Below are 23,904 nucleotides of genomic sequence, written 5' to 3'. Positions count from 1 at the left end.
AGCAGGAAGCAGCCGGACATGTTCGGGGCACTGACCGATCCGAGGGTCGAAAATCATCTCATCTCCGATGAGGGCGAAGTAGTCGTCGACGAGGTTCGTCGCCACTTCCTTGCCTTCGTCACCCCCTCGCTCATCATCCTGCTGGGCTTGGCCGTCGCGGCCCTCAGCTTCACGGTGCCTGTCGATTACGCCTCGATTCCACTGGGCATCGGCGCCGCCATTGCCCTGTTCGGTGTCTACCGTGCGCTCTGCGTGCATATGGACCGGTTCGTCATCACGAACATGCGAGTGTTTCGGATCCACGGGATCTTCACTCAGCACAAGGCGACGATGCCGATGGCGCGTATCCTCGATATCTCGGTGCACAAGCCGCTGATGGGCCGGATCTTCAGGTACGGTCACTTCGTCTTCGAATCTGCGGCACAGGACCAAGGCCTGCGCGATATCCGGTATGTCGGGCGGCCGGATGAAAGAGACCTCACCATCCAGACGGTGATTCAGCGCTCCGGACTGCGTTCGGCCATCAAGTCGTTCAACGACAAGAATGCCGAGAATGACGCCAACCAGCCGGAGGCGAATCTGGAGACGGATGCGGACTTCGAACCGGATTTCGAACCCGACTTGGACTCTGGCATCGAGCCTGGCATGGAGCCGGCTGTGGTTGAGAGCGAACGCCGGTTCAGTGCGGGTGTGAGAACTGGCGCGCATCCAGCGGTGCGCACCGGGGTGGGTCCGGACGTGGATACCGAAGAGTGGACCACGATGGAGCTCAACACCGGTCACGGCTTCACGGACTCGGAGGAGATCAGGATCGACAGCGCGTCACCTGCACTCAATGATCCTGTGTCGATGGCGGCACGTTCCTGGGAGCAGCGGTGGCCCGAACGCGACCGGATGCAGACCGCCACCGAGCTGATGCGTGCCCACCGATTGCTCATCACCAACCTCGACGAAAGACTCCGTCCTCTCGGCCTGACGTATGCACGCTATGAAGTGCTGCTCCTCCTGTTCTTCGACCAGCAAGGCGCGCTCCCCCTCGTCGAACTCACCGATCACCTGCAGGTCGAGGCCAGCTCATCCTTCTCCACGGTGCGGTGGCTGGAGGACAATGACCTGATCGAGAGAATACTGGAACCCGAATACGACGGCGAGGTGCTGGCAAAGATCACCGCGAAGGGACGCGCCATGACCGATCGTGCCAGTCAGATCCTCGCGGATGCCGGGTTCGGCCTGAGTTCGATGTCCGAGGCCGAATGCCGTCAGCTCGCCAATCTGCTGTCCAGGCAGCGTCGGATCCGGGGCTGAACTCAGTCGTTCTGAGGGTCAGACTGGGCTGAGGGTCAGACTGGGCTGAAGGTCAGACTGGGCTGAAGGTCAGATCCGTTCCGGCTGCCCGCGGGCGAAGTCCGGAACGTGCTCGGCAGTGACACCCATCCCGAGGATGCGCGCCGGAATCACGGTCAGCGCTGGAAATGTCGTCAACAGCCACACGACCGATTTCGGCGGACGAATGGCTCCGCCGTTGTGGACGACAGGTTCGATCATCGCGTGGATGCCGCCTTGCAGCAGTTCAACGGCTTTCGTCGTCAGCATCCGTCTCCGCTGCACACGCCTGATCTCGCGGGTGGGCACGTACCCCGAGCGCAGAGACTTCGCCAGCAGGTGGGCTGTGGCCACGCCGTCTTGGACCGCCAGATTGACGCCGACTCCGCCCAGCGGACTCATCGCATGCGCAGAATCACCGATGCACAGCAGCCCGTCGACGAACCAACGTTTGGCTTCGTTGCGCCGGACGTCGAGGAGCTTCACATCATCGAGTTCGAGTGCTTCGAGGTCGTCCGCCAAAGCCGGAAATGTCTCTGCGACTGCTGCACGAAGAGACCCGATCCCCTGCTCACGGAATCGAGCGTCCTCACCCTTCGGGATGAGTCGGGCCATCTGCACGTGACCGTCACGTGGAATTGCGACGAACACATTGCCGCCCTTGGCTCGGGGTGCGATGGTGTCGTCCAGCTGCGCCGTGGTGTCGATCCGAAACCACCAGACGTCGATCGTCGACCGCAGTTCCCGCATCGACAGCTGCGCCTCGTCCCGAGCCTTCGACCAGCGCCCGTCGGCAGCCACGACCAGTGGCGCACGCAGCTCGGTCTCGCCGTCGGAAGTCTGCACGCGAACACCGATGACCCTGTCGCCATCCCAGATCAATGAGGTCATCTCGACCCCCATTCGCAGATCGAATCCGGGTTCGTGCTCCCCCGCCTTGGCCAGCAGGTTGAGGAAGTCCCATTGAGGTGCGATCGTCATGAACGGATGCGCCGTGTTCAGCCTGGACAGGTCGCCGAGGATGTAGTCCTGACCGTCGTCGCCGATGAGACTGATATTGGTCACCTTGCGGTGCGTGATCCGAGCGAATTCGTGGTAGAGCCCGAGTTCATCGAGCAGTCTCAGCGTTGACGGATGGATGGTGTCACCGCGGAAGTCGCGGAAGAAGTCTGTCTGCTTCTCCAACACCACAACCTTCACACCGCCGCGGGCCAGGAGCAGACCGGCGACGATCCCGGCCGGCCCACCTCCGGAGATGATGCAGTCATATTCGACAGGCGTCTGGTTGCGGGCAGTCTGATTGTGCGCGGGGTCTGTCATGACACCCTCCTCAGCGTTGATGGCACAGAATCGATGCTAGTCCACGAGGGAACCGAATGATATGGACAGATGGAGCCCGGCGGCAGACAGAACTGCCTCAGGTCCACAGAACTCCGGGCTGCGGTCGAACCCGCTCCTCTGCCACGAGTCTGGCCAAGGTCAACGCCCCGTCAAGCGGATCGCCTGCAGGGTCGACGACAACGGCCTCCGCATTCAGGCGCAGCACCTCGGCACGGAACGCCTCGACGAGAGTCTCGCCTGCCTGGCGCAGACCACCAGTGAGTGCGATCAGGGAGTGAGCCTCGGCGCCCTGGCTTCCGGCAGCGATTGCACTGCGCGCTGCCTCTCGTCCGGCTTCGGCCAGCAATGCCGTCGATACAGGGTCGCCCTCGCGGGCAAGGCCAGCCACATCGACGGCGAACGCGGCAAGCTGCCCGGCACGGTCGCTGCGCGTGTAGAACGTCGCCGGCCAGGTGGTTGGCTCACCGAATCTCTCCCGTGCCGCTTCGAGCAGCGCAGTACCGGAAAGATCGACATCATCGTGGCATTTCAGCGCGGCCTCGAGTGCGTGCCTGCCGATCCAGGCTCCGCCTCCCCGGTCACCGAACAGGTGACCCCACCCATCGGTCCGTGTCCACATCGGCGGCAGAACCCCGTGAGCATCGGGGCCGGGGTGGGCGATGGCGATCGCGCCCGTCCCCAGGACTGTCACCGCTCCCCCACTTCCCGATAGGGCGCCGAGATGGGCGGCCACCGCGTCGATCGCCACCGCCGTCTCCGCTTTCGTTTCGGTCGCCACAGACCGTGCGAATTCACCGACGTCCGTGCTCAGCGAGGCGATCCCGGTGGCGCCGATGCCGACTCCGCGAATCGATTCGAAGCTCTCTGGCCACGCTTCCCTCGCAGCCGACACGAGGCGTCGGATCTGCTGCGGGGCGTTGCTTCCCTCCGCGCCGATCGAGACTCCGGGGCCGGTGAGGGTGCATGGCGGCGCAGGTTCAGCGGTTGCCTCGAACGAGGCGAGCGCGACCCTGCTGCCCGTTCCTCCGATGTCGATTCCGAGGATGAATCCGCTCATCGGTCCTCGCGCCCTGGCCCAGTTCCCGCCTCGGCTTCAGCCTCGGCTCCGGCCGCAGTGATTGCGGCGATCGCAGCCTTGACCGATCCGTCGGTCTCCTCCAAGTGCCGTGCCGCATCGCTCGGGGGCGCAGAGGTGAAGGAGACCACCAGAGACGTTTTGAGGTCCCCGCTGCATTGCTCTAGCAACTTACGCGCATCAGCATCTGGCAGGTCTGCTGCCTCGCAGAGGATACGCACGGTCCTCTCGCGCAGTTTGTCGTTGGTTGCGACGACGGAGACCATCAGGTTGCGCCAGGTGCGGCCCAGTGCGATCATCAGTGCCGTCGAGAAACCGTTGAGGGTCATCTTCTGCGCTGTGCCGGCCTTGAGGCGGGTTGATCCCGTCACGACCTCGGGCCCGGTGTCGAGCACGATATGGGCGGCCGCCGCCTCGGCGACAGGGGCCTGCGGGTTGTTCGAAATGAGCACGGTATGCGCACCCGCGTGACCGGCGGCCTCCAGCGCGCCGCGGACGTAGGGCGTCGAACCGCTCGCAGCGATTCCGATCGCCACGTCATCGGAGCCGAGAGTTGCCCCGACCTTGGAACCTTCAGCGACGGAGTCCTCGGCGTTCTCCACCGCGTTGACCAGTGCCGCCTGGCCGCCGGCGATGTGCCCGACCACGCGCCCTGGTTCCAGGTTGAAGGTCGGCAACAGTTCGCTGGCATCGAGGACCCCCAAACGACCGGAAGTGCCGGCTCCGAAGTAGTGGACGGTCCCACCTCGGCGCATCCGCTCGGCCGCGATGTCGACGAGTTCGGCCAGCTGAGGCAGGGCGTTTGCGACCGCGCCGAGAACGGCATGGTCTTCACTGTTCATCACCTTGAGAACCCCGAGGGTGTCGAGCTCGTCGAGTCCCTCACTGAGGGGGTTGCGCTGCTCGGTCGGAGGCAGCGGTCGCGGAGACGACGGGTGGGGCGAGGGCTGCTGGGACGGAGTCATCAACGGTTGCTGCCTTCCGCCTCGGCGACGGTGGACCGGTTCGCGGCCTTCGGATGGCGCAGGGACAGGAGCCCGCCGATGCCGACCATGACGATGATGCCGAGTGCCGGGTACCACTGCCAGGCGACCCAGACCTCGCCGGTGACGTACTTCTCCATGATGAAGAAGAAGGCGTTGACGGCCACTGCCAGGGCGAAGGTGATGTTCGCATCCACCGCGGTCGCACGTTTGTTGACGATGCCGAAGACGAACGCGCCGAGCAGACCGCCGTAGGTGATGCCCGCGACGCCCAAGGCGAGGATGACGATGTTGCCCTCATCGGATTGGAAGATCGTGGCCGGGAGGATGAAGGCGATGCCCCAGCCGATGGTCGCCCAGCGTCCGACCTTGAAGCCCTCGGCGTCGGTCATGGGCGTCTTCTTCAACCGGGCGTAGACGTCGTTGACCGTCGAGGAGGACAGCGCGGACAGCGACGAGGACAGGGTGGACATGGCCGCGGCGAGGATGCCGGCCAGCAACAGTCCGGAGACGCCCGGTGGCAGACCTTCGATGATGAAGAGCGGGAAGATCTCGTCATCACGAGTCAGACCGAGATCGGCAGGCAGGGCGTGGTCGTAGTAGGCCCACAGTGCCAGTCCGACCGCAAGGAAGATCGCGAACTGGACGAAGACGACGACGCCGGAGACGATGAGCGCCTTCTGCGCCTCGACCTTGGACCGGCAAGACAGGAGGCGCTGAACGATGAGCTGGTCCGAGCCGTGAGAGGCCATGGCGAAGACCGCGCCGCCGAGCAGCGAGGGAATGAACGAGGCGTCTGCTGAGATCGGGTTGCCCTCGAAGATGAACATATTGAGTTTGCCGGCCGCTGCGGCCTCGCCCAACCAGCCACCGCCCAAGGCCGCGCTGATGACGATGATCGTCAGTACGCCGCCGACGACGTAGAGGCACATCTGCGCCACATCGACCCAGACCACAGCCTTGATGCCGCCGATGAAGGTGTAGGCGATCGTCACCAAGGAGAGCACGACGATGATGACGAAGTAGTTCGTGTGGATGCCCAGCCCGTCGAGGATGACTTTGACGGGAATGGCAGCGGCGAGGACCCGGATTCCGTCGGCCAGCAGGCGAGTGAACAAAAAGGTCACGCCCGCGGTCGTCTGAGTCGAGGTGCCGAAGCGTTTGCCCAGGTAGGCGTACGCGGTGAGCATCTCACCGTCGTAGTATCTGGGGAGCATGAAGAAGGCGACGACGACTCGGCCGAGGATGTAGCCCAGCCCCAGCTGCAGGTAGCTGATGTCACCGAGGTAGCTCATGACCGGGATTCCGATCACCGTCAGCGCGCTGGTCTCGGTGGCAACCACGGACAGGCACACCGCCCACCACGGCAGGTTTCGACTGCCCAGAAAATAGTCCTTGAGGTCCTTCTGCTTTCCGCTGAGCTTCAGTCCCAACCACGCCGTGGCGACGAGGTAGACGATGATCACCAAAAGGTCGATGATCTGCATGGTGCTTCTCCTTCAAACGAGGGGTGTGCGTTGCGTCGAGAAGTCTGCGTCGGTGCAAGTTCTCGCTAGGGCAGGATTGTGGTCAGGGCAGGATTGTCAGACGGGTGGGTCTTCGGTGCAGGGGCTCCGGCAGCTGCAGGGGGTTCTTGCCCGGGCTCAGCCGCCCCGCGATGCTCGGATGCGCGGCACCGGTGAGACCCGGCTCTGTCCCGGTCAGCCCGTTCCAGGTCAGCCATCCGAGCAGCGCCATGAGGAGTGCTTCCTTGCTGCCCTCGGGCAGCTCGAAGGCCTCATCGGTGCTCGTCAGAATGACACCGTCGCCAAGTTCGGCCTGCAGACGATGCATCAGCGTCGGGTTCCGTGTGCCACCGCCGGAGGCGACGACCCGGGTGACGCTGTGAGCGCGGCAGGCATCGGCGACCGTGCGGGCGGTCAGCTCTGTGACCGTGGCGATGGCATCATGCTCGCCGAGGTGGACCCGAGTCCCGAGGAAACGGTCGAGGTAGTCCGCGTGGAAGAGTTCCTTGCCCGTCGACTTCGGCGCGGGCAATTCGTAGTACGCATCGGCCAGCAGCTCGGTGAGCAGACCGTCGTCGACCTGTCCTTGTGCGGCGAGCTTGCCGTCACGGTCGAAGCCGGTTTCCCCTCCGGTCATCCTGCGCGCGAGAACGTCGATGAGGGCGTTGGCCGGCCCGGTGTCGAAGGCAACAGGATCGCGCTCGGGCGCCAGGACCGTGATATTCGCAATGCCGCCGAGGTTGAGCACCGCGGTCGGTGCCGCGATGTCTCCAGCAAGGAGTCCGTCGAGGATCCCGACCAGAGGGGCGCCCTGGCCCCCAGCTGCAACGTCGCGGGCGCGAACGTCGGAGAGGACGGGGCTGCCGGTCGCCTCGGCGATGAAGGCGGGCTGGCCGATCTGCATCGTCGAGGTCACGACACCGTCTGCGATGTCGTGGCGCACGGTCTGCCCATGGGAGACAACGAGGTCGCAGTCGAGACCGGACTCGGTGCAGACCTGCTGCAGCGCCTCGGCGCTGAACCGGCCCAGGCGGGCATCGACGCTCGAGACCAGAGACAGAGGGACATCACCAGGTTCGAGGAGACGCAGGATATCGGCTCGGAGCTGGTGATCGAAGTCGATTTCCTGGCTGGCGAGGATGCGCACGCCCAGCTCACTGTCTCCACTGCCGCCGACGCTGGGACTGTCGTGGACGAATTCGGCGAGAACCACGTCGAGGGCGTCGGCGGAGGTGCCTGTCATGAGGCCGGCGATGATCATGCGAGTTTCCCTTCGGGCAGCTCTGGCTTGGGGTGCTGCTCTGGCACGGTGAGTTCGGTGCGGATCTTGTAGCGATCGCCGCGATAGACGGAGCGGACGAACTCGAAGGGCACTCCGTCGGCCCCCCGTGAAGTGCGTTTGAAAAGGAGCGCCGGTGACTGTTCGGGAACTCCGAGCACCTTGGCTTCATCCTCATCGAGGAGGGTCGGCTCGATCGTCTGCACGCTGTGGTTGAGAGAGATGTCGAAACGTGAGCGCAGCAGTTCGTAGAACGAGCTGTTCTCCAGGTCTTGCGCACATAGGCCGGGAACGAGGGCAGAGGGAATGTGCAGCTCTTCGAGCGCGAGCGGTTCCTCATCAGCCAAGCGCAGGCGCACGATCGCGATCACCTCGGCGTCATCAGCAATGTGCAGCCTGCGTCCGATGTGGGCTCCGGCATTCGCGACGTCGAAGGAGATGACGCGAGACCCGGGGCGCAGTCCGCGGGCCAGCATGTCTTCGGTGAAGGAGCTTGCGGCCAGCGGCTGGTCGAACTTCGGGCCGAGCGCAAAGACACCGGCACCATGGCGGCGGCGGACGACGCCCTTGGCGACCAGTTCGTCGATGGCCCTGCGCAGGGTCATCCGTGAGATGCCCAGCGCCTCGGCGAGCTGGCGTTCGGGTGGGAACTGCTCGCCGGCGGCCATTGACTCCAGGCGGTCGAGAAGCTGATCCCGAATCGAATGAAATTTCGTCACGTGACCATTGAGGCATAGGACACACTGAAAAATCAAGACCACTGGTCTACTTTGCTGGTCGCAATCGGTGCTGTTGCGGCGGCACAGGTTCAGCGGTCAGCGTCACCTCGGAACATTTCGGCTCTGTGATCTCTGAATCAATGCGGCGCCGGAATATGTCGTCGCCAGCGACGACATATTTGAGCCCGGCGTGGATCGAGGTCGCGGGCCGTACCGGCGACGAGTTGACGCCCGCCCGCGACTTGTTCCTCATCCTCGCTTAGGCTGAGATCAGCATTGCGAGTTCGTTCCCGCCGCAGGAGGCACCATGTACCAAGCAGCCGATAACCGCTACGAATCGATGACCTATCGACCGGTCGGTCGTTCCGGACTCGCCCTCCCCGCCCTGTCATTGGGGCTATGGCACAACTTCGGCGATGACGTCGCCTTCCAGAACCAGCGTGACATCGTGCGTCGGGCCTTCGACTTGGGCATCACCCATTTCGACCTCGCGAACAACTACGGCCCACCACCGGGGTCGGCCGAGACGAACTTCGGTCGGCTGCTGCACGAGGATCTTCACCCATATCGCGATGAGCTCATCATCTCCACCAAGGCCGGGTGGGCGATGCATCCCGGTCCATACGGTGGTCCGGGCGGCAGCCGCAAGTACCTGCTCGCCAGCCTCGACGCTTCGCTGAAGCGGCTTGGCCTCGACTACGTCGACATCTTCTACTCCCACCGTCCCGATGCCTCAACTCCGCTGGAGGAGACCATCGCGGCTCTGGAAACGGCGGTGCGCTCGGGCCGCGCCCTCTACGCCGGCATCTCCTCGTATTCGGCGGACGACACAGCCACAGCCTCGGCGCTGGCAAAGGAGATGGGCACTCCCCTGCTCATCCACCAGCCCTCCTATTCGATGTTCAACCGCTGGATCGAATCCGACCGTCTGCTCGAGACCACGGAAGCCGAAGGCCTGGGCGTCATCGGATTCTCCCCTCTTGCGCAGGGTCTGCTCACCGACAAGTACCTGGGCGGGGTTCCCGACGACTCCCGGGCCGGCAAAGACACTCCCTCGTTCAAGGATGGGTTCCTCTCCGAGAACAACCTTGAGCGCATTCGCGGTCTGAACGACATCGCGGCAGCGCGCGGTCAGTCACTGGCGCAGATGGCACTGAGCTGGGCGCTGCGTGATGACCGCGTGTCCTCGCTGGTCATCGGGTCCAGCCGCGTCTCGCAGCTCGAGCACAATGTTGCGGCACTTGAGGCGGCACCGCTGAGCGTCGAAGAGCTGACCGCGATCGATGAGTTCGCCATCGATTCCGGTGTCGACATCTGGGGCGATGCCCGCCGCAGCACGAAAGCTTGAGAGCACCCCAGTTTTCGTGCAATACCGACGCCGAGCCGCTGTGCTGGGCGGCCCGAATCAGCCGCGGTCTGCCAGGGTTCGCCTGTGTCGCTGTGATACCGTGAGCGCCGACCACACAGCCCACGCAGGAGCCTCCGATGAGTGACAAGCGTCTTCCCGATGACGAGGCCCGGCGCAGGGACGCCGAATTCGGCAGCTCCGAAGTCAGCGACTCCGAAGTAGGCGCTTCCGACCAGGGGCATCCTGCCGATGCCTCCGACGAACCGTCTGACCAGACGGCCGGCACGGAACCCGAGTCCCCCACGGAGAACCCCTGGGCGGCGCTCAAGCCCTGGCAAGGCAAGGCCACAAGCCTCGACAGACTGCTGCTCTTCATCATCATCGGCATCCCACTCGTCTACCTGGCGCTGATGCCGCTGCGTCCTTGGATGCTGGTGCATGCTCCGGTCCTGCAGGAATTCATCAACGGTGCGAAGACCGCTGTTGTCGCCGCCGGAGCCTTTGCCCGCGTCGGTGAGATTCCGCTGTGGCTCGTCGTGGTCGCCGGATTCATCGGCATGGCGAAGTTCGACTGGGCCTTCTGGCTAGCCGGCCGCCGGTGGGGCGATGGAGTGCTGCGGCTCTTCGCGCAGAACGAGCGGCAGCTCAAACGCATCGAATCCCTCAAACGGATCCCCAACTGGGCACTGTTCCTCATGACTGTCGTCTCGCGTTGCCCGGGCGTTCCCGGAACCCTCGTCTACCTCGTCGCCGGCTGGACCCGGATGCGCCTGTCACTCTTCCTCGTCGCCGACCTCCTGGGCTGCCTGCTCTTCACCATCATCTGGACGACATTGGGCTATCAGCTCGGTGAGACCGCCGTCGATGTGCTCAAGGTCGTCGACAAATACGCCATGTGGCTGACCCTGGCGATCATCGTCGGCATCTTCGTCATCACCTATGTCCGCGAATACCGGAAGCAGAAGAACGCGCAGTGAGCCGCCACTTCGCGCGTCGGTGACCTCACACCTCGGCGATCAGAGGCTACGAGTTTCCTTAGCCGAGGCCAAAGTCCCATTTGCATTGTCCGGCAACGTTGCCCTAACGAGCACCGCCGGAAGGCATATTGCAAACATTGCCATTGCTTTCGCGCGGAACCCTGCTAGGTTGCAGTTAGCGGACTGTATCTCAGCCCAGTTCTGGCGATCGGGTATACGCAATGTAGCGAACCGCAAGAATACGTTCTAATTACTGCTCAGCGTGATTGCTGCTCCGCATCAAAGCAGTTTTGTATCGCCAGGTTGAGCGCCCCTGGCCACATGATCTGATCTGACAGACCTGTCGGCCCCTACTGAGAAGGATGGCTGATCATGACAAGCGATTACGAGACCTACGAACTCGGTGACTTCGAGCTCCAGTCCGGGATGACGATTGAGTCTGCGAAGTTGGCATACGTGACTTTCGGCGAACTCAACGCAGAGAAGAGCAACGCAATCGTCTACCCCACCTGGTACTCAGGGTTCATCTCTGACAACTTCTGGTTAGTCGGAGACGGCATGGGACTAGATCCGAAGAAGTATTTCATCATCATTCCGGCCCTGTTTGGCAATGGCGAATCATCGTCGCCCAGCAACACCCCGGAGCCGCGGAATGGCTCTCGATTTCCTGACTGCACCTTCTATGACAACGTCAGGGCCCAGCACCAGCTCGTGACCGAACACTTCGGCATCGACCACCTACGGCTCGTGTTGGGCTGGTCCATGGGCGCTGGTCAAACCTATCAATGGGGCGTGCAATACCCGGACATGATGGACGGGCTACTTCCCTTCTGCGGGTCAACCAAGACGTCGCCCAACAACATCGTCTTCCTGAACTCATTGCAAGCTGCTCTCACCGCCGATTCGGCGTGGCAGAACGGATGGTACGACCGCCAACCGAACCTGGGTCTTCGCGCGTTTGCCCGTGTGTATGCAGGATGGGGCCTATCCGCACAGTTCTATTGGGACGAAGTATGGCGCCAGCTCGGGTACGTCAGCCTCGACGACTTCATGGTGGGTTTCTGGGAAGGACACTTCCTCCAACGCGACGCCAACAACCTACTGACAATGCTATGGACTTGGAAACATGGGGACGTCGGCATGACCCCCGGCTACGGCGGCGACACCACCAAGGCACTAAACGCTATCAAGGCCCCTCTGATCCAGATGCCGGCTCACGAAGACCGGTATTTCGCCCCTGAAGAGGACAAACGAGCGGGCGAGTTCATCATGGGCAGTGAGTTCCGAGAGATACCAGGAGTCTGGGGTCACTTCGCCGGTATCGGCGCGAACCCCACTGACACGGAGTTCATCGATCGCGCAGTCAAGGAACTCCTGGGTGACTGATCGACAGCTCGCGCCTCAGGCGCCGAAGGACAGGAAGGTCTCGCGCATCCGCGTCGGCTCGGCCTTGCATCCGCTGAAGAGTTCGAAGGCATCGATCGCCTGGTTCACGGCCATGCCTGATCCGTCGAGAGTCCGGCAGCCCTTGGCCTTCGCCTCCCGCAGCAGTTGGGTCTCGAGCGGGAAGTAGACGACATCGGCGACCCAGGTCTGCGCATTCAGCAGCTCCGTGTCGAAGGGGGTCCCCGGAAAGGCCGCCATGCCGACCGGGGTCGCATTGACGATTCCATCCGCCGAGGTGATCGCCGGCTCCAGCTCTGCCATCGAGATCGCACGGACATGGTCCCCGATCTCGGCGGCCAGATCCTGTGCCCGCTCCGCGCTGATGTCGGCGATGACGAGGTCCTTGACCCCGAGTTCCGACAGAGCAAAGGCGACGGCTCGTCCCGCTCCGCCGGCACCGATCTGCACGACACGGTTCCTTTCCGCCCCCGCGAGTCCGGCTTCGAAGCCGCGTGCGAAACCGGTGACGTCCGTGTTGTGACCCGTCGTCCGTCCCGTTTCGTCGATGACGACTGTGTTGACCGAGCCGATCCGGCGGGCGCCGGGGGCCACCTCGTCGAGGAGGTCGATGACCTGCTGCTTGAAGGGGTGGGTGATGTTGAGTCCATCGAAGCCGAGTCGCACTGCCGATGTCAGCAGCTCATCCAGTGGCACGGAAGCCAGTCGCTTCTCGGCGATGTCGATCGTGCGGTAGATCGTGGTCAGATCATGCGCGGCACCTTCAGCCTCGTGCATGCGCGGGGTGCGGGAGGCGGAGATGCCTTCGCCGATGAGCCCTAGGAGCAGTGATCGGGTCATAGTCTCGCTTTCATATGGTGCGTTCGGTGTTTCAGGTATCGAGCTTGTCGGCCAGGATCTCCATCGCGTGCACATACCCCTTGGCTCCGGCGCCGGCGATGACCGCGGCGGCCACAGGCGAGAGATAGGAGTGGTGGCGGAACGATTCGCGGGCGTGCGGGTTGCTCAGATGCACCTCGATGATCGGATGATCATAGGATTTGAGCGCATCGTGGAGCGCCAGCGACGTGTGCGTGTAGGCACCGGCATTGATGATCGCCCCCACCGTGGTCTCCCGTGCCTCGTGCACGGCGTCGATGAGCCCACCCTCATGGTTGCTCTGCACACAACGCACATTCAGGCCCACCTCGGCGGCGGCTGCGGTGCACATGTCCTCGATGTCGGCCAGGGTGGTGCGACCGTAGATTTCAGGTTCGCGGACGCCGAGGAGGTTGAGGTTGGGTCCGTTGAGGATCAGGACGGTCGACATGATCACCTGGGCATTCTGGCGGCGATTGCGGCCGCCGTCTCGGTCAGCTGGGGAACGAATTCGATGAGCTCATCCAGGCTTCGGCGGAACACCGGTGCGGCCAAGGCGAGGGCCGCCAGCAGACTCCCGTCGAGGTCGAAGACGGGCACGGCCAGGGCGTTCATGCCGATGTCGTTCTCCTCTGACTGCCCCGCCCAACCGGTGTTGCGGATCTGTTCGAGCTTGGCTCGCAGCTGTGCGGGGTCGGTGATGGAATTCGGGGTCCGCGGCTCCAGTTCGAGTTCAGCGATCGTGTTATCGCTGTTCGGGTCGTGGGCGAGGAGTGCCTGCCCCAACGCCGAGGTGTGCAGCGGCGAATCGTCCCCGGGATCCGTCGTGGTCCGGAACTGGGGACCGTCGACCGTGATCACCGTCAGCGCGGCGTTGCCGCGGCGAACGGAGAGGATGCTCGACTCCCCCGTGGTCGTCGTCAGTGACTGCAGGAGGTCTTTCGACGATCCGGCGATGCCACGACGGTGAGCAACCTTCTGTCCGAGCCGGAAGACTTCCAATCCCAAGGTGTAGGTCTTGGTGGAGGGCTCGTAGTCCGCGTATCCGGACTCGACGAGGCCGCCGAGCAGTCGGTAGGCGGTGCTGAAGGGATGGCTGGTGAGCTCTGCGGCTCTCGCGGCGCTGATGCCCTCCGCGTGATCTCCCAGGAGTTCGAGCATATCGAAGGCCTTGGTCACAGAGTTTGACCCTTTAGCCGGCATTCTTCGCCTCCCTGGCTATCGAAGTGAACTGAACGTTGACAGACTATGTCATCTCGATCACACTGTAAACCACACAGTAACAACGACTTCCACATTATGGCAATAGAGAAATGCGAGGAAGCATGATCAACGCGACCGAAGACGCTCGTCCCGGCAAGACCCCGCTTCGTGCAGCACTGTCCAGCTGGACGGGATCGGCTCTCGAGTACTACGACTTCGCGGTCTACGGAACCGCCGCAGCTCTGGTGCTCAATGTTCTGTTCTTCCCGGACACCACCGCCCCGGGCATGGCCATCCTTTTTGCGATGGGCACCGTCGGCGTCGCGTATGTCGTTCGTCCGCTGGGCGCCCTCATCATGGGGCCTCTGGGCGATCGGATGGGACGGAAGTTCGTCCTCATGCTCACCTTGTTCCTGATGGGATTCTCGACCTTCATCGTAGGCTGCCTGCCCACCTTTGATCAGGTCGGATACCTCGCGCCGGCGCTTCTGGTGCTATGCCGTGTGATCCAGGGACTCTCCGCTGCAGGTGAGCAGGCGAGCGCAATCAGCGTCTCCCTGGAGCATTCGGAGGAGACCAAACGTGCCTGGACGACCAGCTGGACGCTGCACGGCACCCAGGCAGGCACCCTCTTGGCCACCGCGGTCTTCATCCCCTTCACCGCCTTCCTCCCCGAGGCGGCGCTCTTCAGCTGGGGCTGGCGCGTGCCGTTCTGGCTCTCGGCACTCGTGGTGCTCACCGCATGGCTGATCCGCCGCGGACTGGACGAACCGCCTGCCTTCAAGGAAGCTCGCAATGAACACCCTCCCCTGACAGCGGTCTTCCGCTGGCACAAAGCCGCGGTTCTGCGCGTCGCGTCATGCGCCATGGTCAACACCGTGAACATGGTCTTCACCGTCTGGTCGCTGTCGTTTGCCACATCGATCGTCGGCCTCGAACGCTCGACCATGCTGATGGTCTCGGTCATCGCCAATGCTGTGGCTCTGCTGGCCATTCCACTCGCCGCGGTCCTCTCCGACCGCATCGGGCGCAAACCCGTCTTCATCACGGGAGCCCTGGGCGCCGGACTGATGATGTTCCCCTACCTCGCTGCGGTCTCGAGCGGAAACTGGACACTCATCTTCGTCTGCGGTGCGATCATGTCCGGCTGCGCCTACTCGATGGCCAACTCGATCTGGCCGTCGTTCTACGCGGAGATGTTCCCCACCACCGCTCGCGTCACCGGCTTGGCCCTGGGCACGCAGATCGGCTTCGCCGTCTCCGGCGGACTCGCCCCGGTATTGGCCTCAGCCGTCGCCGGCACCTCGGGTCAGAACTGGATCTCGGTCGCTGGTTTCACGGCCGGGGTCTGCGTCTTCACAGCAGTGGCCGCGATGACGGCGAAAGAGACCAAGGGGCTCAGCCTCGAAGAGATCGACACAGTGCACGAAGTGCGTTCACGCTGAGGCGCGTGCAGGTGAGCCGTGATCATATTGAGGCGCGTGCCCGTGACGAAGAATTGCCTATGACGAGAAGTGAGGAAGGACGTCCATGCGAACATCGATAGCAACAGTGTGTCTGTCAGGAACTCTGGAGGAGAAGCTGCGGGCCGCGGCACGTGCTGGCTTCAACGGAGTCGAGGTCTTCGAACAGGACCTCGTCGTCTCTCCCGACTCCCCCGAGACCATCGCCGAGTTGGCGCGCGAGCTTGGCATCAGCCTTGACCTGTACCAGCCTTTCCGGGATCTCGAAGGCGTCGAGGAGGCGCAGTTTGAGAAGAACCTGAAGCGTGCGGAATCGAAATTCCAGCTCATGGCCCGGCTCGGGATCGAAACCATGCTGCTGTGCTCGAACGTCGGCACCGCCACCATCGCCGATGACGGCGTGGTCGTCGAGCAGCTGCGCCGCCTCGGTGATCTTGCCGATCGCTATCGCGTGAACATCGCCTACGAGGCCCTGGCCTGGGGCCGGTTCGTCTCCGAATACGACTACGCCTGGGACCTTGTGAAGGCCGCCGACCACCCCCGGATCGGAACCTGCCTCGACAGCTTCCACATCCTCTCGCGCAATACGGATCTGGCTCGCATCGCGGAGATTCCCGGAGACAAGATCTTCTTCCTCCAACTGGCCGACGCGCCCGCACTGACCATGGATGTCCTCAGCTGGTCCCGCCACCACCGTGTCTTCCCCGGTGAGGGCGCCTGGGATCTCAGCGACTTCCTGACCAGGATCGCCGCTACGGGCTACTCCGGTCCGGTGTCGCTGGAAGTCTTCAATGATTCGTTCCGCCAGGGTGATACCAACCGGACTGCCGTCGATGGCCTGCGCTCGCTGCGTTGGCTCGAAGCAAGCATTGCCGATGCGCCCGCGGCGGGAACTGCTGGCGAGGCGCAGCCTGAGGTCCCGAGCTCCGCGTTGGACCTGCAGCCTCTGCCAGAGGTAGAGGAACCGCGCGGAATCAACTATGTCGAGCTGAGCACCAACGACCTCGGCGCCCTGACTCGCCAGATGCGCCAACTCGGGTTCCAGTTCATCGGCTATCACCGCAGCAAACCCCACGTGCAGCTGTGGCTTCGGGGGAAGGCCCGCATCATCGTCAGCGAGGTGACCGAGGAAGCGGGCACCACCTCGGCGCCGGTGAACGGCACGTTCCTGCGCGGAATCGGATTCGAGGTCACCGACTCGCAGTCAGCCATGGAGCGCGCCGCGCTGCTGCTCGCGGAGGAAGTGCCGCGCGATCAGACGCACAACGACGAGGTGCTGCGCGGGGTCTTCGCTCCCGACGGCTCCGAGGTCTTCTTCCATCAATTCAATCAGACGACGCCAGCGTGGATCAAGGAATTCGGACACGATCACGACGAGCAGGTCTCACACATCGACCATGTGAACCTGGCCCAGCCCTCGAATCACTACGACGAGGCTGTCCTCTTCTATACCTCGCTGCTGGCACTGCATGCCCAATCCTCACAGGACGTTCCGAGCCCATCCGGCCTGGTCAGGTCCCAGGTCATGTCGAGCACCGATGGTTCGGTTCGAATGCCGCTCAACGTCTCACCCCAGCCGAACGCCGAGGCCGTTGCGGGCCGTGGAATCGGCTCGGTGGTCGAGGCCTATCCGGAGCATGTAGCAGTAGCCTGCGAGGACATCTTCGAAGCCGCCGCGACTGCGCTCTCACGCGGGCTGGACTTCCTTCCCGTGCCGCAGAACTATTACGAGGACCTCGCTTCACGGTTCGACCTCGACCCGGAATTCCTGCAGCAGCTGCAGGAGAACCATGTCCTCTACGATCGCGACGAACACGGTGAGTTCCTGCACTTCTACACCTCGACGATCGGCTCCGTCTTCTTCGAGATGATCGAACGCCGAGGTGACTACCTTGGGTTCGGTGCACCCGACGCTCCCGTCCGGCTGGCTGCACAGCATCGGAAGAATGCGCAGCACTCGGCCTGATCGGCGTCTGCAGCCTGCAGGGAATCTGGCGGGTTCCGGGTTCTTCTGGCAGGGTATGACCATGAGCAATGAACAGATCTTCGACGGGCCGTTGGCTCGTGCAGCCCGTGCCCTGGTTCGCGTATCGGCCAAGGATGTTGCGTCCAAAGCCAATGTGAAGAAGTCCGAACTCAAGGATTTCGAAAAAGGTCTCGAAGACCTCACCGAACTGCAGGAGCACCGCGTCCTCGAAGCTCTCGAGGAATTCGGGGCCAGGTTCGTCCTCGAAGACTCCCAGGGCGGCTACGGAGTGCGTCTGAAGTTCAACCGCGCCAAGGTTCGCGCCATCGAGCGTTGGGAAGACGAGGGCGGAACACCCGCCGAAGACGACGTCTGATCGAAGTCATCTGATTGATGTGAATCTGAGAGCCGGCCTCGGCCATGCAGTCTGCATGGCCGAGGCCGGCTCTCGTTGCGCTTAACTGGGCTGGAGTCAGCCTTGGTTGGAGTCAGCCGAAGCTGGGGTCAGCCTTGGGCGATGAGCTCCAGGTTGTCGACGACTCGGTTGGAGAAGCCCCATTCGTTGTCGTACCAAGCGACGACCTTGACCATCTTGCCCTCAACGCGGGTCAGGGCGGAGTCGAAGATCGAGGATGCGGCCTGCCCGACGATGTCGCTGGAGACGATCGGTTCGGTCTCGTATTCCAGAATGCCCTTGAGTTCCCCGTCGGCAGCCGTGCGGTAGGCCTCGAGCACCTCGTCGCGGGTGACCTCACGGGACACGATGGCATTGATCTCGACGATCGACCCGACCGGCACGGGAACGCGCATCGCGTCGCCGCTGAGCTTGCCTTCGAGCTGCGGGAGCACGAGGCCGATGGCCTTGGCGGCGCCGGTCGACGTCGGGATGATGTTCTCCGCGGCGGCCCGAGCACGGCGAGGATCCTTGTGCGGTCCGTCTTGGACCATCTGGTCGCCGGTGTAGGCGTGGACCGTAGTCATGAAGCCCTGTTCGATACCGGCCAGGTCATCGAGGACCTTAGCCAAGGGTGCCAGAGCGTTCGTGGTGCATGAGGCGTTCGAGATGATGGTGTGTTCAGGCTTGTAGGCCTCGGTGTTCACGCCGTAGGCCAGAGTGACGTCAGCACCCTTCGATGGGGCGCTGACGAGGACCTTCTTCGCACCGGCGGTTATGTGCGCTCGGGCTTTGTCGGCCTTGGTGAAGCGCCCCGTGGATTCGAGGACGACGTCGACGCCGAGTTCAGACCAGGGCAGGTTTTCCGGGTTCTTCTCGGCAAGGATCTTGATCGACTTTCCATCGATGATGATCTCATCACCGGAGACCTCGACGGGGAAGGCGAAGCGACCCAGCGTGGTGTCGAACTTGAGCAGCCTAGCCAGGCCTTCGACAGGGCCGAGGTCATTGATGGCGACGACCTCCAGGTCACTGCCGCGTTCCTTCAGAGCGCGCAGTGTGCTGCGTCCAATACGACCGAAACCGTTGATGGCGATGCGAGTCAAAGTCACTCCTTGTCAGAGGTTCTGCTTGTGGGTACAACTCCATAGTCTCGCGTTCAGACAGACAGCAACAGTGGCCAGCAAGACATTCTACGCAAGCTTCTCGCCAGACGTATTGCCAGATGCCGCAAGTATCCGGCCATCAGCCATGTAACCCGTTCAGGCGCCGATCAATCGCGACCTTCACTGGTCGATTCGCCAGAGCGCCAATCGCCGTCGGCACGGATGGCGGCGGTGATTCGTCGACTGCTGTCACGCAGCTGGTGGGCCTGTGTGCGAGTCAGCGAATCGAAGACGAGCCTGCGCACAAGAGCAACGTGCCCAGGCGCCGCCGCAGACACAGCCCCCTGCCCGCTGTCGGTCAACGTCGCGATCGTGATTCGGCCGTCGCTCGGATCCGTAGCGCGGCGCACCCACAGCTTCCGCTCAAGTCGTGCGACTGCTCGTGACAAGCGGGACAGGGTGCTATTGGCGTAGCTGGCAAGCTCACTCATGCGAAGCGATTTTCCCTCAGCCTCGGAGAGGGCGAAGAGGATCCCGAACTCGAAATGACTGATCCCCGAATCACCCTGCATCTGCGCGTCGAGTGCCGCAGGAAGCCACTCCAGAAGCGTCGCCACTGCCGACCATACTTCAAGCTCATCGGAGTTGAACGCATCAGCGGATTCGTCATTGATCATGAGCGCCATTCTAGTACTTCACTTGCCCAGGAAAGTTGATACACCTAAGATTCACTTACTCAGGAAAGTAAATGGTGCCGTGCACAGCGGCGCGAGAGGACACGTACACCATGGATACAGAGATCTCAGGCACAAGGGCCTTCGTCAGCGGTTCCACTCAGGGCATCGGATTCGCGGTGGCCGCGAGCCTGGCCGCAGAGGGGGCCACCGTAGTGATCAACGGCCGCGACGGGCACCGCGTGTCCGATGCGCTTGAGAGTCTTCGCAGCTTGGTGCCCGGCTGCGACGTCTCGGGGATAGCCGCCGACTTCGCTGACCCAGGGCACGTCGGTGCACTCCTCGACGCGCTCGATCCCGTGGATGTGCTGGTCAACAATGTGGGACTCTTTGACGTATCGCGGTTTGAGGAGATCTCGGACGAGGAGTGGCTGCGGTATTTCGAGATCAATGTGATGAGTGGGGTCCGCCTCTCGCGTCGTCTTCTTGATCCGATGCTCAAGAAGGGGTGGGGGCGGATCATCTTCGTCGGCACCGAGTCCGCCGTGGATGTGCCCGGTGACATGATCCACTACGGGGCGACCAAGGCAGCTGCGCTTGCGCTGAGCAGCGGTCTCGCGAAACTCACCCGGGGCACCGGCGTTACGGTCAATACCGTTCTGGGCGGCCCGACCTATTCCGCCGGTGTAGCAGACACGGTCGAGCAGATCGCTTCCGCACAGTCGCTTACTCCTGAGGCTTTGAAGTCCACACTCGTGCGTGAGTCCTCGCTCATCCAACGCTTCATCGAACCCGACGAGATAGCGAATCTGGTGACCTACCTGGCCAGCGCCAAGTCATCGGCTACCAACGGCGCCGCACTACGTGCTGACGGCGGCGTTCTCCCCATCACCGTGTGAGCCGTCTCCGGCGTGTAAGCCATCAGCGGCGCACAGTCGTGACTGCTGGACAGATCTTCCCCGGAGTCAGCCGGAGAAAGTATGGCGGTATTCGTTGGGAGAGGTGGAGAGGATGCGCTGGAAATGCATGCGCAGATTCGCTCCGGTGCCCAGTCCCACCTGGTCAGCGATCTGCTCGATCCCCAAGTCGCTGTTCTCGAGGAGCTCTCTGGCCAGGTCGACACGGGCCCGGAGCACCCACTGCATCGGCGTGTATCCGGTGTCGTCGACGAAGCGTCGTGAGAACGTGCGTACGGAGACTCCCGCGTTTGCCGCAAGGTCGGTCAGTGTCAGTGATTCTCCGAGATGCTGCAAAGCCCATTCTCTCGTGTCGGCGAAGACCTCACCAAGGGGGTCAGGGACGCTGCGCGGCACATATTGGGCCTGCCCTGCACTGCGGTAGGCGGCCGCGACCAACCGGCGAGCGACCTGGTTGGACAGTCCCACACCGTGGTCGCGGCGGATGAGGTGGAGGCAGAGATCGATCGCTGAGGCTGCTCCGGCCGAGGTCAGCAGCGCTCCTTCGTCGATGAACAGGACGTTCTCGTCGACCTCGATCGAGGGATAGCGTCGGGCCAGTTCCTTCGCCGTTGACCAATGAGTCGTCGCCCGCCGCCCTGCAAGCAGACCGGTGCGTGCAAGGACAAAGGTGCCAGTCGAGATTGCGGCGACCCGGGCACCGCGCTCGAACGCGGAGAGCAGAGCCCCGACGACGGCCGCTGATGGCTCATTTTCGACGACCGAAGCGGCGCCCGGGATGACGATCGTGTCTGCCGCTTCCAATGCGTCGAGTCCGACGTCGACGCTGTAGGAGAGACCATCGGCTCCGATGACCATCCCGGGGGCCGCCCCACAGACTTCAACCGAGTACGGCCAGGTTCCGCCGGGAAGGATACCGCTGGGGTGAACAGACGCGGTGGGGCTGACCGCGTTGGAGCCGCGGCCGAAGACCTGGACGGGAACGCCGAGGTCAATGGCAGACACCCCGCCTAAAGCCAGCACGAGAATCCGGTGCGGCTTCGGGCGGGGTGTTCTGCGCAGTGGGGTTCGGGAATCTTCAGTCATGATTGCTCTTCAGTCTAGGCAATCGAAGGGCCCCGTTCATCAGCGACTCTGAGCAATCGAGGATCGGGCACGACTCCCGGTTCGATTCAGCTGTGGTCGTGGGCTCCGGTGAGCTTGAAGCCGAGGCGTCCGTGGGCGAATGCGCCGCCGGCCCGAATCGCCGAGGCGGTCCATGCGGTCTCTGCCAGCTCGGTTTCCGAAGCGCCGGCCTTGACCGCTGCATTCGCGTGCGCATCGATGCAGTAGGCGCACTGGGTCGTCAGTCCGACGGCATAGGCGATGAGCTCACGGTACTTCAGCGGAATCTCACGCCCGTCCTCAGCGAAGACGGCATTATTGAAATCACCAAAGGCCTTGAGGATGTCCGGAGTCGTCTCCTTGTAGGCCTTGTCGTACTTTCCGTCGCCTTCGCGATCGAAGAAATCAGTCATGGTGCGCTACCTCCTGGGATCGAAATCGTTCCAAATTGCCACGCTACCTCCAGTGGCAAGGGGATGTATTCGCTTTCGTCACATGTGACCGGAGGAGCGCGCCCGAACGCGGGCCAGACGATGACGGCCAGAAGAAGTCGGTCAGAAGATGCCGGGCTGAGCTGCCAGCGATTGGGGAGCGATGCTTCGAGCAGCCTCGGTGGGAGCAGTCGCGGTCGGAGCTGGACTCCTGAGGTCGGCTGCCGGCTCGACTGCTGAGGCCACCGGCGGAACAGCTGGAGAATCAGCCTTCGGGGGAACCGCCTCGGCGATGGCCTCGAACATGGCCAGGGTGCCGTGCTGGTGGGCAAGGCTCACCGGCTGGGGGTCACTGGAGAGCTTGACGCCCACGGTCTGGGTGGCGCGGTCGATGTAGAGCATCTGGCCGTGAATGCCGATGCCGATGACCACGTCGCGACTAGCCGAAGGCACCCAAAACTGGCTGCGATACATGCCGCCCGGGTAGGACTGCCCCGATGGAGAGTCCGCAAAGACCTGGGCGGAGTCGGCCGCTCCGGTGAAGATGTCGTCGATCCAATTGCCTGACAGAACACGTTCGCCCTCGGCGGTGGTGCCGCCGCGGGCGATCATCTCGCCGAACCTTGCCAGGTCGCGCAGAGTGGTGCTGATGGCGCCGTCGGCGATGGACCCGCCCCAGCGGTCTTGGCAGACCTGCGCTGCGTGGGCCGCACCGATCTTCGACCACAGATATTCGCTGGCGATGACGGAGAAGGGCTGCCCGACGACGGCTTCGCAGATCCAGGCCAGGACGTCGGTCTCGCAGCTGCGATAGACGAAGGCACCGCCGTGTTCGCGTTCGCTGGTCAGCCCCATGAGGAAGTTTTTGATTCCGCTCGCCGAGGTAGCTGTCCGAGGCGCGAAATCGACGGCTTCGAACAGTGCCCGGATCTCGGAACCTTCTTCGAGGTATTCCTCGGAGAATTTGATCCCGGATCGCATGTCGAGGAGGTCGCGGATGGTTGCTCCGGCGTATCCGCTCTCGGACAGTACCGGCACTCGGGAGGCGACCAGGTCTTCCGGTGAGAGCAGGCCCGCGTCGCTGAGTGCGCCGACGACGGTGGAGACGATGGACTTGCTGATCGAGAACAGCATGTGCTGGCGCGCCGGCTTCATCGGCCAGGCGTACTCTTCCGCCAGTGCCACGCCTTCACGAGTGACGAGCCAGGCATCGGTGAAGGTATTGGCCAGGACATCGCCGACGGTCGACCAGGCTTCGTCTGCGGCGGACCACTTCTCGCGGTCGATGGGCAGGGGACGGAAATCATGCTCTTGAGTCAAGAGATCACGGACCGAGCCGATACCGCGCGGAATGCCGCCGACGGGGAAGAGCTCTTCCATCCGAGTGAGTGAGAATGCGAAGTACTCGGGCCATTTCCAGGAGTCGAGGTCGATGCGTTCGAGAATCGCCTCGGACGGGTCGACGATGGCGTCTTCACTCGCCGAGGTGAGGTCGCCGGCACGCGGCAACGGACGGATCTCCGGTGGAGTTTCGGCATCCTCGGCCGGTACATCTGCTGGGTCTTTTGCTGGATCGGTCGGGACTGCCTGGCCGTCGGTCTGTTCTGACTGCATTCTGATGCCTTTGGTATTTCCCGAGAGCGCGCCGATACGTTGTCCGGCTGATTCGTCGGTGGGGCCGGGCAGGGTCTTGTCCATATCCGCCATATTTCGCCTCCACCGGTCTCGATCTGCAAGGGAGAGCTTACCTGCAGGAGAAGAACCCGCACAGTTGAGGTCGATTTGGAGAGCACAATCTGGGCCGCAGATCGGCGGACGGAGAGCTTCTCACCAG

Annotated in this window: 22 protein-coding genes; 8 read left to right on the top strand and 14 right to left on the bottom strand. The window is 63.1% G+C overall.

Going from position 1 to position 23,904, the window contains the following annotated elements:
* The first annotated feature begins 18 nt into the window (after positions 1 to 18).
* Positions 19 to 1,305 carry a PH domain-containing protein gene (locus INT29_RS06835; RefSeq protein ID WP_193071193.1) on the top strand — a complete coding sequence of 429 codons (1,287 nt, stop codon included), beginning with the start codon at positions 19 to 21 and terminating at the stop codon, positions 1,303 to 1,305.
* 69 nt (positions 1,306 to 1,374) lie between these two features.
* Here INT29_RS06835 and INT29_RS06830 read toward each other — a convergent pair whose 3' ends face one another.
* The 6 genes from INT29_RS06830 to INT29_RS06805 form a co-directional block, all read right to left on the bottom strand.
* The gene (locus INT29_RS06830; RefSeq protein ID WP_193071192.1) at positions 1,375 to 2,643 is read right to left on the bottom strand and encodes an FAD-dependent oxidoreductase; all 1,269 of its coding nucleotides are present in this window, start codon (positions 2,641 to 2,643) and stop codon (positions 1,375 to 1,377) included.
* A gap of 97 nt (positions 2,644 to 2,740) precedes the next feature.
* The gene (locus INT29_RS06825) at positions 2,741 to 3,721 is read right to left on the bottom strand and encodes an N-acetylglucosamine kinase (protein ID WP_193071191.1); all 981 of its coding nucleotides are present in this window, start codon (positions 3,719 to 3,721) and stop codon (positions 2,741 to 2,743) included.
* On the bottom strand, positions 3,718 to 4,704 hold the full coding sequence (locus INT29_RS06820) for an N-acetylmuramic acid 6-phosphate etherase (RefSeq protein WP_193071190.1): 987 nt from the start codon (positions 4,702 to 4,704) through the stop codon (positions 3,718 to 3,720). The genes INT29_RS06825 and INT29_RS06820 overlap by 4 nt, the downstream gene beginning before the upstream one ends.
* Entirely contained in the window at positions 4,704 to 6,209 is a 1,506-nt protein-coding gene (locus INT29_RS06815; RefSeq protein WP_193071189.1) for a sodium:solute symporter, read from the bottom strand. The genes INT29_RS06820 and INT29_RS06815 overlap by 1 nt, the downstream gene beginning before the upstream one ends.
* A gap of 82 nt (positions 6,210 to 6,291) precedes the next feature.
* Positions 6,292 to 7,488, bottom strand: a complete 1,197-nt coding sequence (locus INT29_RS06810; RefSeq protein ID WP_193071188.1) for an anhydro-N-acetylmuramic acid kinase — start codon at positions 7,486 to 7,488, stop codon at positions 6,292 to 6,294.
* On the bottom strand, positions 7,485 to 8,225 hold the full coding sequence (locus tag INT29_RS06805) for a GntR family transcriptional regulator (protein WP_193071187.1): 741 nt from the start codon (positions 8,223 to 8,225) through the stop codon (positions 7,485 to 7,487). Before INT29_RS06805 ends, INT29_RS06810 begins: the two co-directional genes overlap by 4 nt.
* Before the next feature lie 307 nt (positions 8,226 to 8,532).
* Between INT29_RS06805 and mgrA the strand changes: the two genes are divergently transcribed.
* The 3 genes from mgrA to INT29_RS06790 all read left to right on the top strand — a co-directional run bounded on the left by mgrA (position 8,533) and on the right by INT29_RS06790 (position 11,936).
* A complete protein-coding gene (gene mgrA / locus INT29_RS06800; RefSeq protein ID WP_193071186.1) occupies positions 8,533 to 9,573 on the top strand; it encodes an L-glyceraldehyde 3-phosphate reductase in 1,041 nt (346 codons plus the stop codon).
* A gap of 137 nt (positions 9,574 to 9,710) precedes the next feature.
* On the top strand, positions 9,711 to 10,550 hold the full coding sequence (locus tag INT29_RS06795; protein WP_193071185.1) for a DedA family protein: 840 nt from the start codon (positions 9,711 to 9,713) through the stop codon (positions 10,548 to 10,550).
* A gap of 372 nt (positions 10,551 to 10,922) precedes the next feature.
* Positions 10,923 to 11,936, top strand: a complete 1,014-nt coding sequence (locus tag INT29_RS06790) for an alpha/beta fold hydrolase (RefSeq protein ID WP_193071184.1) — start codon at positions 10,923 to 10,925, stop codon at positions 11,934 to 11,936.
* Between the two features lie 15 nt (positions 11,937 to 11,951).
* Here INT29_RS06790 and INT29_RS06785 read toward each other — a convergent pair whose 3' ends face one another.
* The 3 genes from INT29_RS06785 to INT29_RS06775 are packed head-to-tail and all read right to left on the bottom strand — an operon-like array spanning position 11,952 to position 13,991.
* Positions 11,952 to 12,794, bottom strand: a complete 843-nt coding sequence (locus tag INT29_RS06785) for a shikimate dehydrogenase (protein WP_193071183.1) — start codon at positions 12,792 to 12,794, stop codon at positions 11,952 to 11,954.
* 31 nt (positions 12,795 to 12,825) lie between these two features.
* Positions 12,826 to 13,263 carry a type II 3-dehydroquinate dehydratase gene (gene aroQ, locus INT29_RS06780; protein WP_193071182.1) on the bottom strand — a complete coding sequence of 146 codons (438 nt, stop codon included), beginning with the start codon at positions 13,261 to 13,263 and terminating at the stop codon, positions 12,826 to 12,828.
* A gap of 2 nt (positions 13,264 to 13,265) precedes the next feature.
* A complete protein-coding gene (locus INT29_RS06775) occupies positions 13,266 to 13,991 on the bottom strand; it encodes an IclR family transcriptional regulator (protein WP_319020854.1) in 726 nt (241 codons plus the stop codon).
* Positions 13,992 to 14,137: 146 nt separating this feature from the next.
* Between INT29_RS06775 and INT29_RS06770 the strand changes: the two genes are divergently transcribed.
* From INT29_RS06770 to INT29_RS06760, 3 genes are all read left to right on the top strand, one after another.
* Entirely contained in the window at positions 14,138 to 15,460 is a 1,323-nt protein-coding gene (locus tag INT29_RS06770) for an MFS transporter (protein WP_193071180.1), read from the top strand.
* An 85-nt stretch (positions 15,461 to 15,545) separates the two neighbouring features.
* Complete coding sequence (locus tag INT29_RS06765; protein WP_193071179.1) at positions 15,546 to 17,444, top strand: bifunctional sugar phosphate isomerase/epimerase/4-hydroxyphenylpyruvate dioxygenase family protein; 1,899 nt, start codon at positions 15,546 to 15,548, stop codon at positions 17,442 to 17,444.
* A gap of 61 nt (positions 17,445 to 17,505) precedes the next feature.
* Complete coding sequence (locus INT29_RS06760) at positions 17,506 to 17,820, top strand: XRE family transcriptional regulator (RefSeq protein ID WP_193071178.1); 315 nt, start codon at positions 17,506 to 17,508, stop codon at positions 17,818 to 17,820.
* Between the two features lie 128 nt (positions 17,821 to 17,948).
* Here the strand turns inward: INT29_RS06760 and gap are convergent, their stop codons facing one another.
* Both gap and INT29_RS06750 read right to left on the bottom strand, forming a co-directional pair.
* Entirely contained in the window at positions 17,949 to 18,944 is a 996-nt protein-coding gene (gene gap, locus INT29_RS06755; RefSeq protein ID WP_193071177.1) for a type I glyceraldehyde-3-phosphate dehydrogenase, read from the bottom strand.
* Between the two features lie 167 nt (positions 18,945 to 19,111).
* Positions 19,112 to 19,621 (bottom strand): MarR family winged helix-turn-helix transcriptional regulator, encoded by a 510-nt coding sequence (locus INT29_RS06750; RefSeq protein WP_193071176.1) that lies wholly within the window; start codon positions 19,619 to 19,621, stop codon positions 19,112 to 19,114.
* A 110-nt stretch (positions 19,622 to 19,731) separates the two neighbouring features.
* On the opposite strand from INT29_RS06750, the gene INT29_RS06745 reads away from it, so the two are divergent.
* The gene (locus tag INT29_RS06745) at positions 19,732 to 20,517 is read left to right on the top strand and encodes an SDR family NAD(P)-dependent oxidoreductase (RefSeq protein WP_193071175.1); all 786 of its coding nucleotides are present in this window, start codon (positions 19,732 to 19,734) and stop codon (positions 20,515 to 20,517) included.
* A gap of 66 nt (positions 20,518 to 20,583) precedes the next feature.
* Here INT29_RS06745 and INT29_RS06740 read toward each other — a convergent pair whose 3' ends face one another.
* The 3 genes from INT29_RS06740 to INT29_RS06730 form a co-directional block, all read right to left on the bottom strand.
* Positions 20,584 to 21,621 (bottom strand): GlxA family transcriptional regulator, encoded by a 1,038-nt coding sequence (locus INT29_RS06740; RefSeq protein ID WP_193071174.1) that lies wholly within the window; start codon positions 21,619 to 21,621, stop codon positions 20,584 to 20,586.
* Between the two features lie 86 nt (positions 21,622 to 21,707).
* On the bottom strand, positions 21,708 to 22,052 hold the full coding sequence (locus INT29_RS06735; RefSeq protein ID WP_101573833.1) for a carboxymuconolactone decarboxylase family protein: 345 nt from the start codon (positions 22,050 to 22,052) through the stop codon (positions 21,708 to 21,710).
* Between the two features lie 141 nt (positions 22,053 to 22,193).
* Positions 22,194 to 23,777, bottom strand: a complete 1,584-nt coding sequence (locus INT29_RS06730; protein WP_193071173.1) for a serine hydrolase domain-containing protein — start codon at positions 23,775 to 23,777, stop codon at positions 22,194 to 22,196.
* Positions 23,778 to 23,904: the final 127 nt, after the last annotated feature.

Origin of the sequence: Brevibacterium sp. FME37, assembly GCF_014897485.1 — a bacterium.
Taxonomy (GTDB): Bacteria; Actinomycetota; Actinomycetes; order Actinomycetales; family Brevibacteriaceae; genus Brevibacterium.
The sequence above is the reverse complement of the archived record's forward strand: the minus strand, read 5'-3'. Positions and strand labels throughout refer to the sequence as shown.

What these genes read in the sequence shown, in the direction of transcription:
- INT29_RS06835 (WP_193071193.1), top strand. Translation starts at nt 19, where the DNA reads ATGTTCGGGGCACTGACCGATCCGAGGGTCGAAAATCATCTCATCTCC.
- INT29_RS06830 (WP_193071192.1), bottom strand. Translation starts at nt 2,643, where the DNA reads ATGACAGACCCCGCGCACAATCAGACTGCCCGCAACCAGACGCCTGTC.
- INT29_RS06825 (WP_193071191.1), bottom strand. Translation starts at nt 3,721, where the DNA reads ATGAGCGGATTCATCCTCGGAATCGACATCGGAGGAACGGGCAGCAGG.
- INT29_RS06820 (WP_193071190.1), bottom strand. Translation starts at nt 4,704, where the DNA reads ATGACTCCGTCCCAGCAGCCCTCGCCCCACCCGTCGTCTCCGCGACCG.
- INT29_RS06815 (WP_193071189.1), bottom strand. Translation starts at nt 6,209, where the DNA reads ATGCAGATCATCGACCTTTTGGTGATCATCGTCTACCTCGTCGCCACG.
- INT29_RS06810 (WP_193071188.1), bottom strand. Translation starts at nt 7,488, where the DNA reads ATGATCATCGCCGGCCTCATGACAGGCACCTCCGCCGACGCCCTCGAC.
- mgrA (WP_193071186.1), top strand. Translation starts at nt 8,533, where the DNA reads ATGTACCAAGCAGCCGATAACCGCTACGAATCGATGACCTATCGACCG.
- INT29_RS06795 (WP_193071185.1), top strand. Translation starts at nt 9,711, where the DNA reads ATGAGTGACAAGCGTCTTCCCGATGACGAGGCCCGGCGCAGGGACGCC.
- INT29_RS06790 (WP_193071184.1), top strand. Translation starts at nt 10,923, where the DNA reads ATGACAAGCGATTACGAGACCTACGAACTCGGTGACTTCGAGCTCCAG.
- INT29_RS06785 (WP_193071183.1), bottom strand. Translation starts at nt 12,794, where the DNA reads ATGACCCGATCACTGCTCCTAGGGCTCATCGGCGAAGGCATCTCCGCC.
- aroQ (WP_193071182.1), bottom strand. Translation starts at nt 13,263, where the DNA reads ATGTCGACCGTCCTGATCCTCAACGGACCCAACCTCAACCTCCTCGGC.
- INT29_RS06770 (WP_193071180.1), top strand. Translation starts at nt 14,138, where the DNA reads ATGATCAACGCGACCGAAGACGCTCGTCCCGGCAAGACCCCGCTTCGT.
- INT29_RS06765 (WP_193071179.1), top strand. Translation starts at nt 15,546, where the DNA reads ATGCGAACATCGATAGCAACAGTGTGTCTGTCAGGAACTCTGGAGGAG.
- INT29_RS06760 (WP_193071178.1), top strand. Translation starts at nt 17,506, where the DNA reads ATGAGCAATGAACAGATCTTCGACGGGCCGTTGGCTCGTGCAGCCCGT.
- INT29_RS06750 (WP_193071176.1), bottom strand. Translation starts at nt 19,621, where the DNA reads ATGATCAATGACGAATCCGCTGATGCGTTCAACTCCGATGAGCTTGAA.
- INT29_RS06745 (WP_193071175.1), top strand. Translation starts at nt 19,732, where the DNA reads ATGGATACAGAGATCTCAGGCACAAGGGCCTTCGTCAGCGGTTCCACT.
- INT29_RS06740 (WP_193071174.1), bottom strand. Translation starts at nt 21,621, where the DNA reads ATGACTGAAGATTCCCGAACCCCACTGCGCAGAACACCCCGCCCGAAG.
- INT29_RS06735 (WP_101573833.1), bottom strand. Translation starts at nt 22,052, where the DNA reads ATGACTGATTTCTTCGATCGCGAAGGCGACGGAAAGTACGACAAGGCC.
- INT29_RS06730 (WP_193071173.1), bottom strand. Translation starts at nt 23,777, where the DNA reads ATGGCGGATATGGACAAGACCCTGCCCGGCCCCACCGACGAATCAGCC.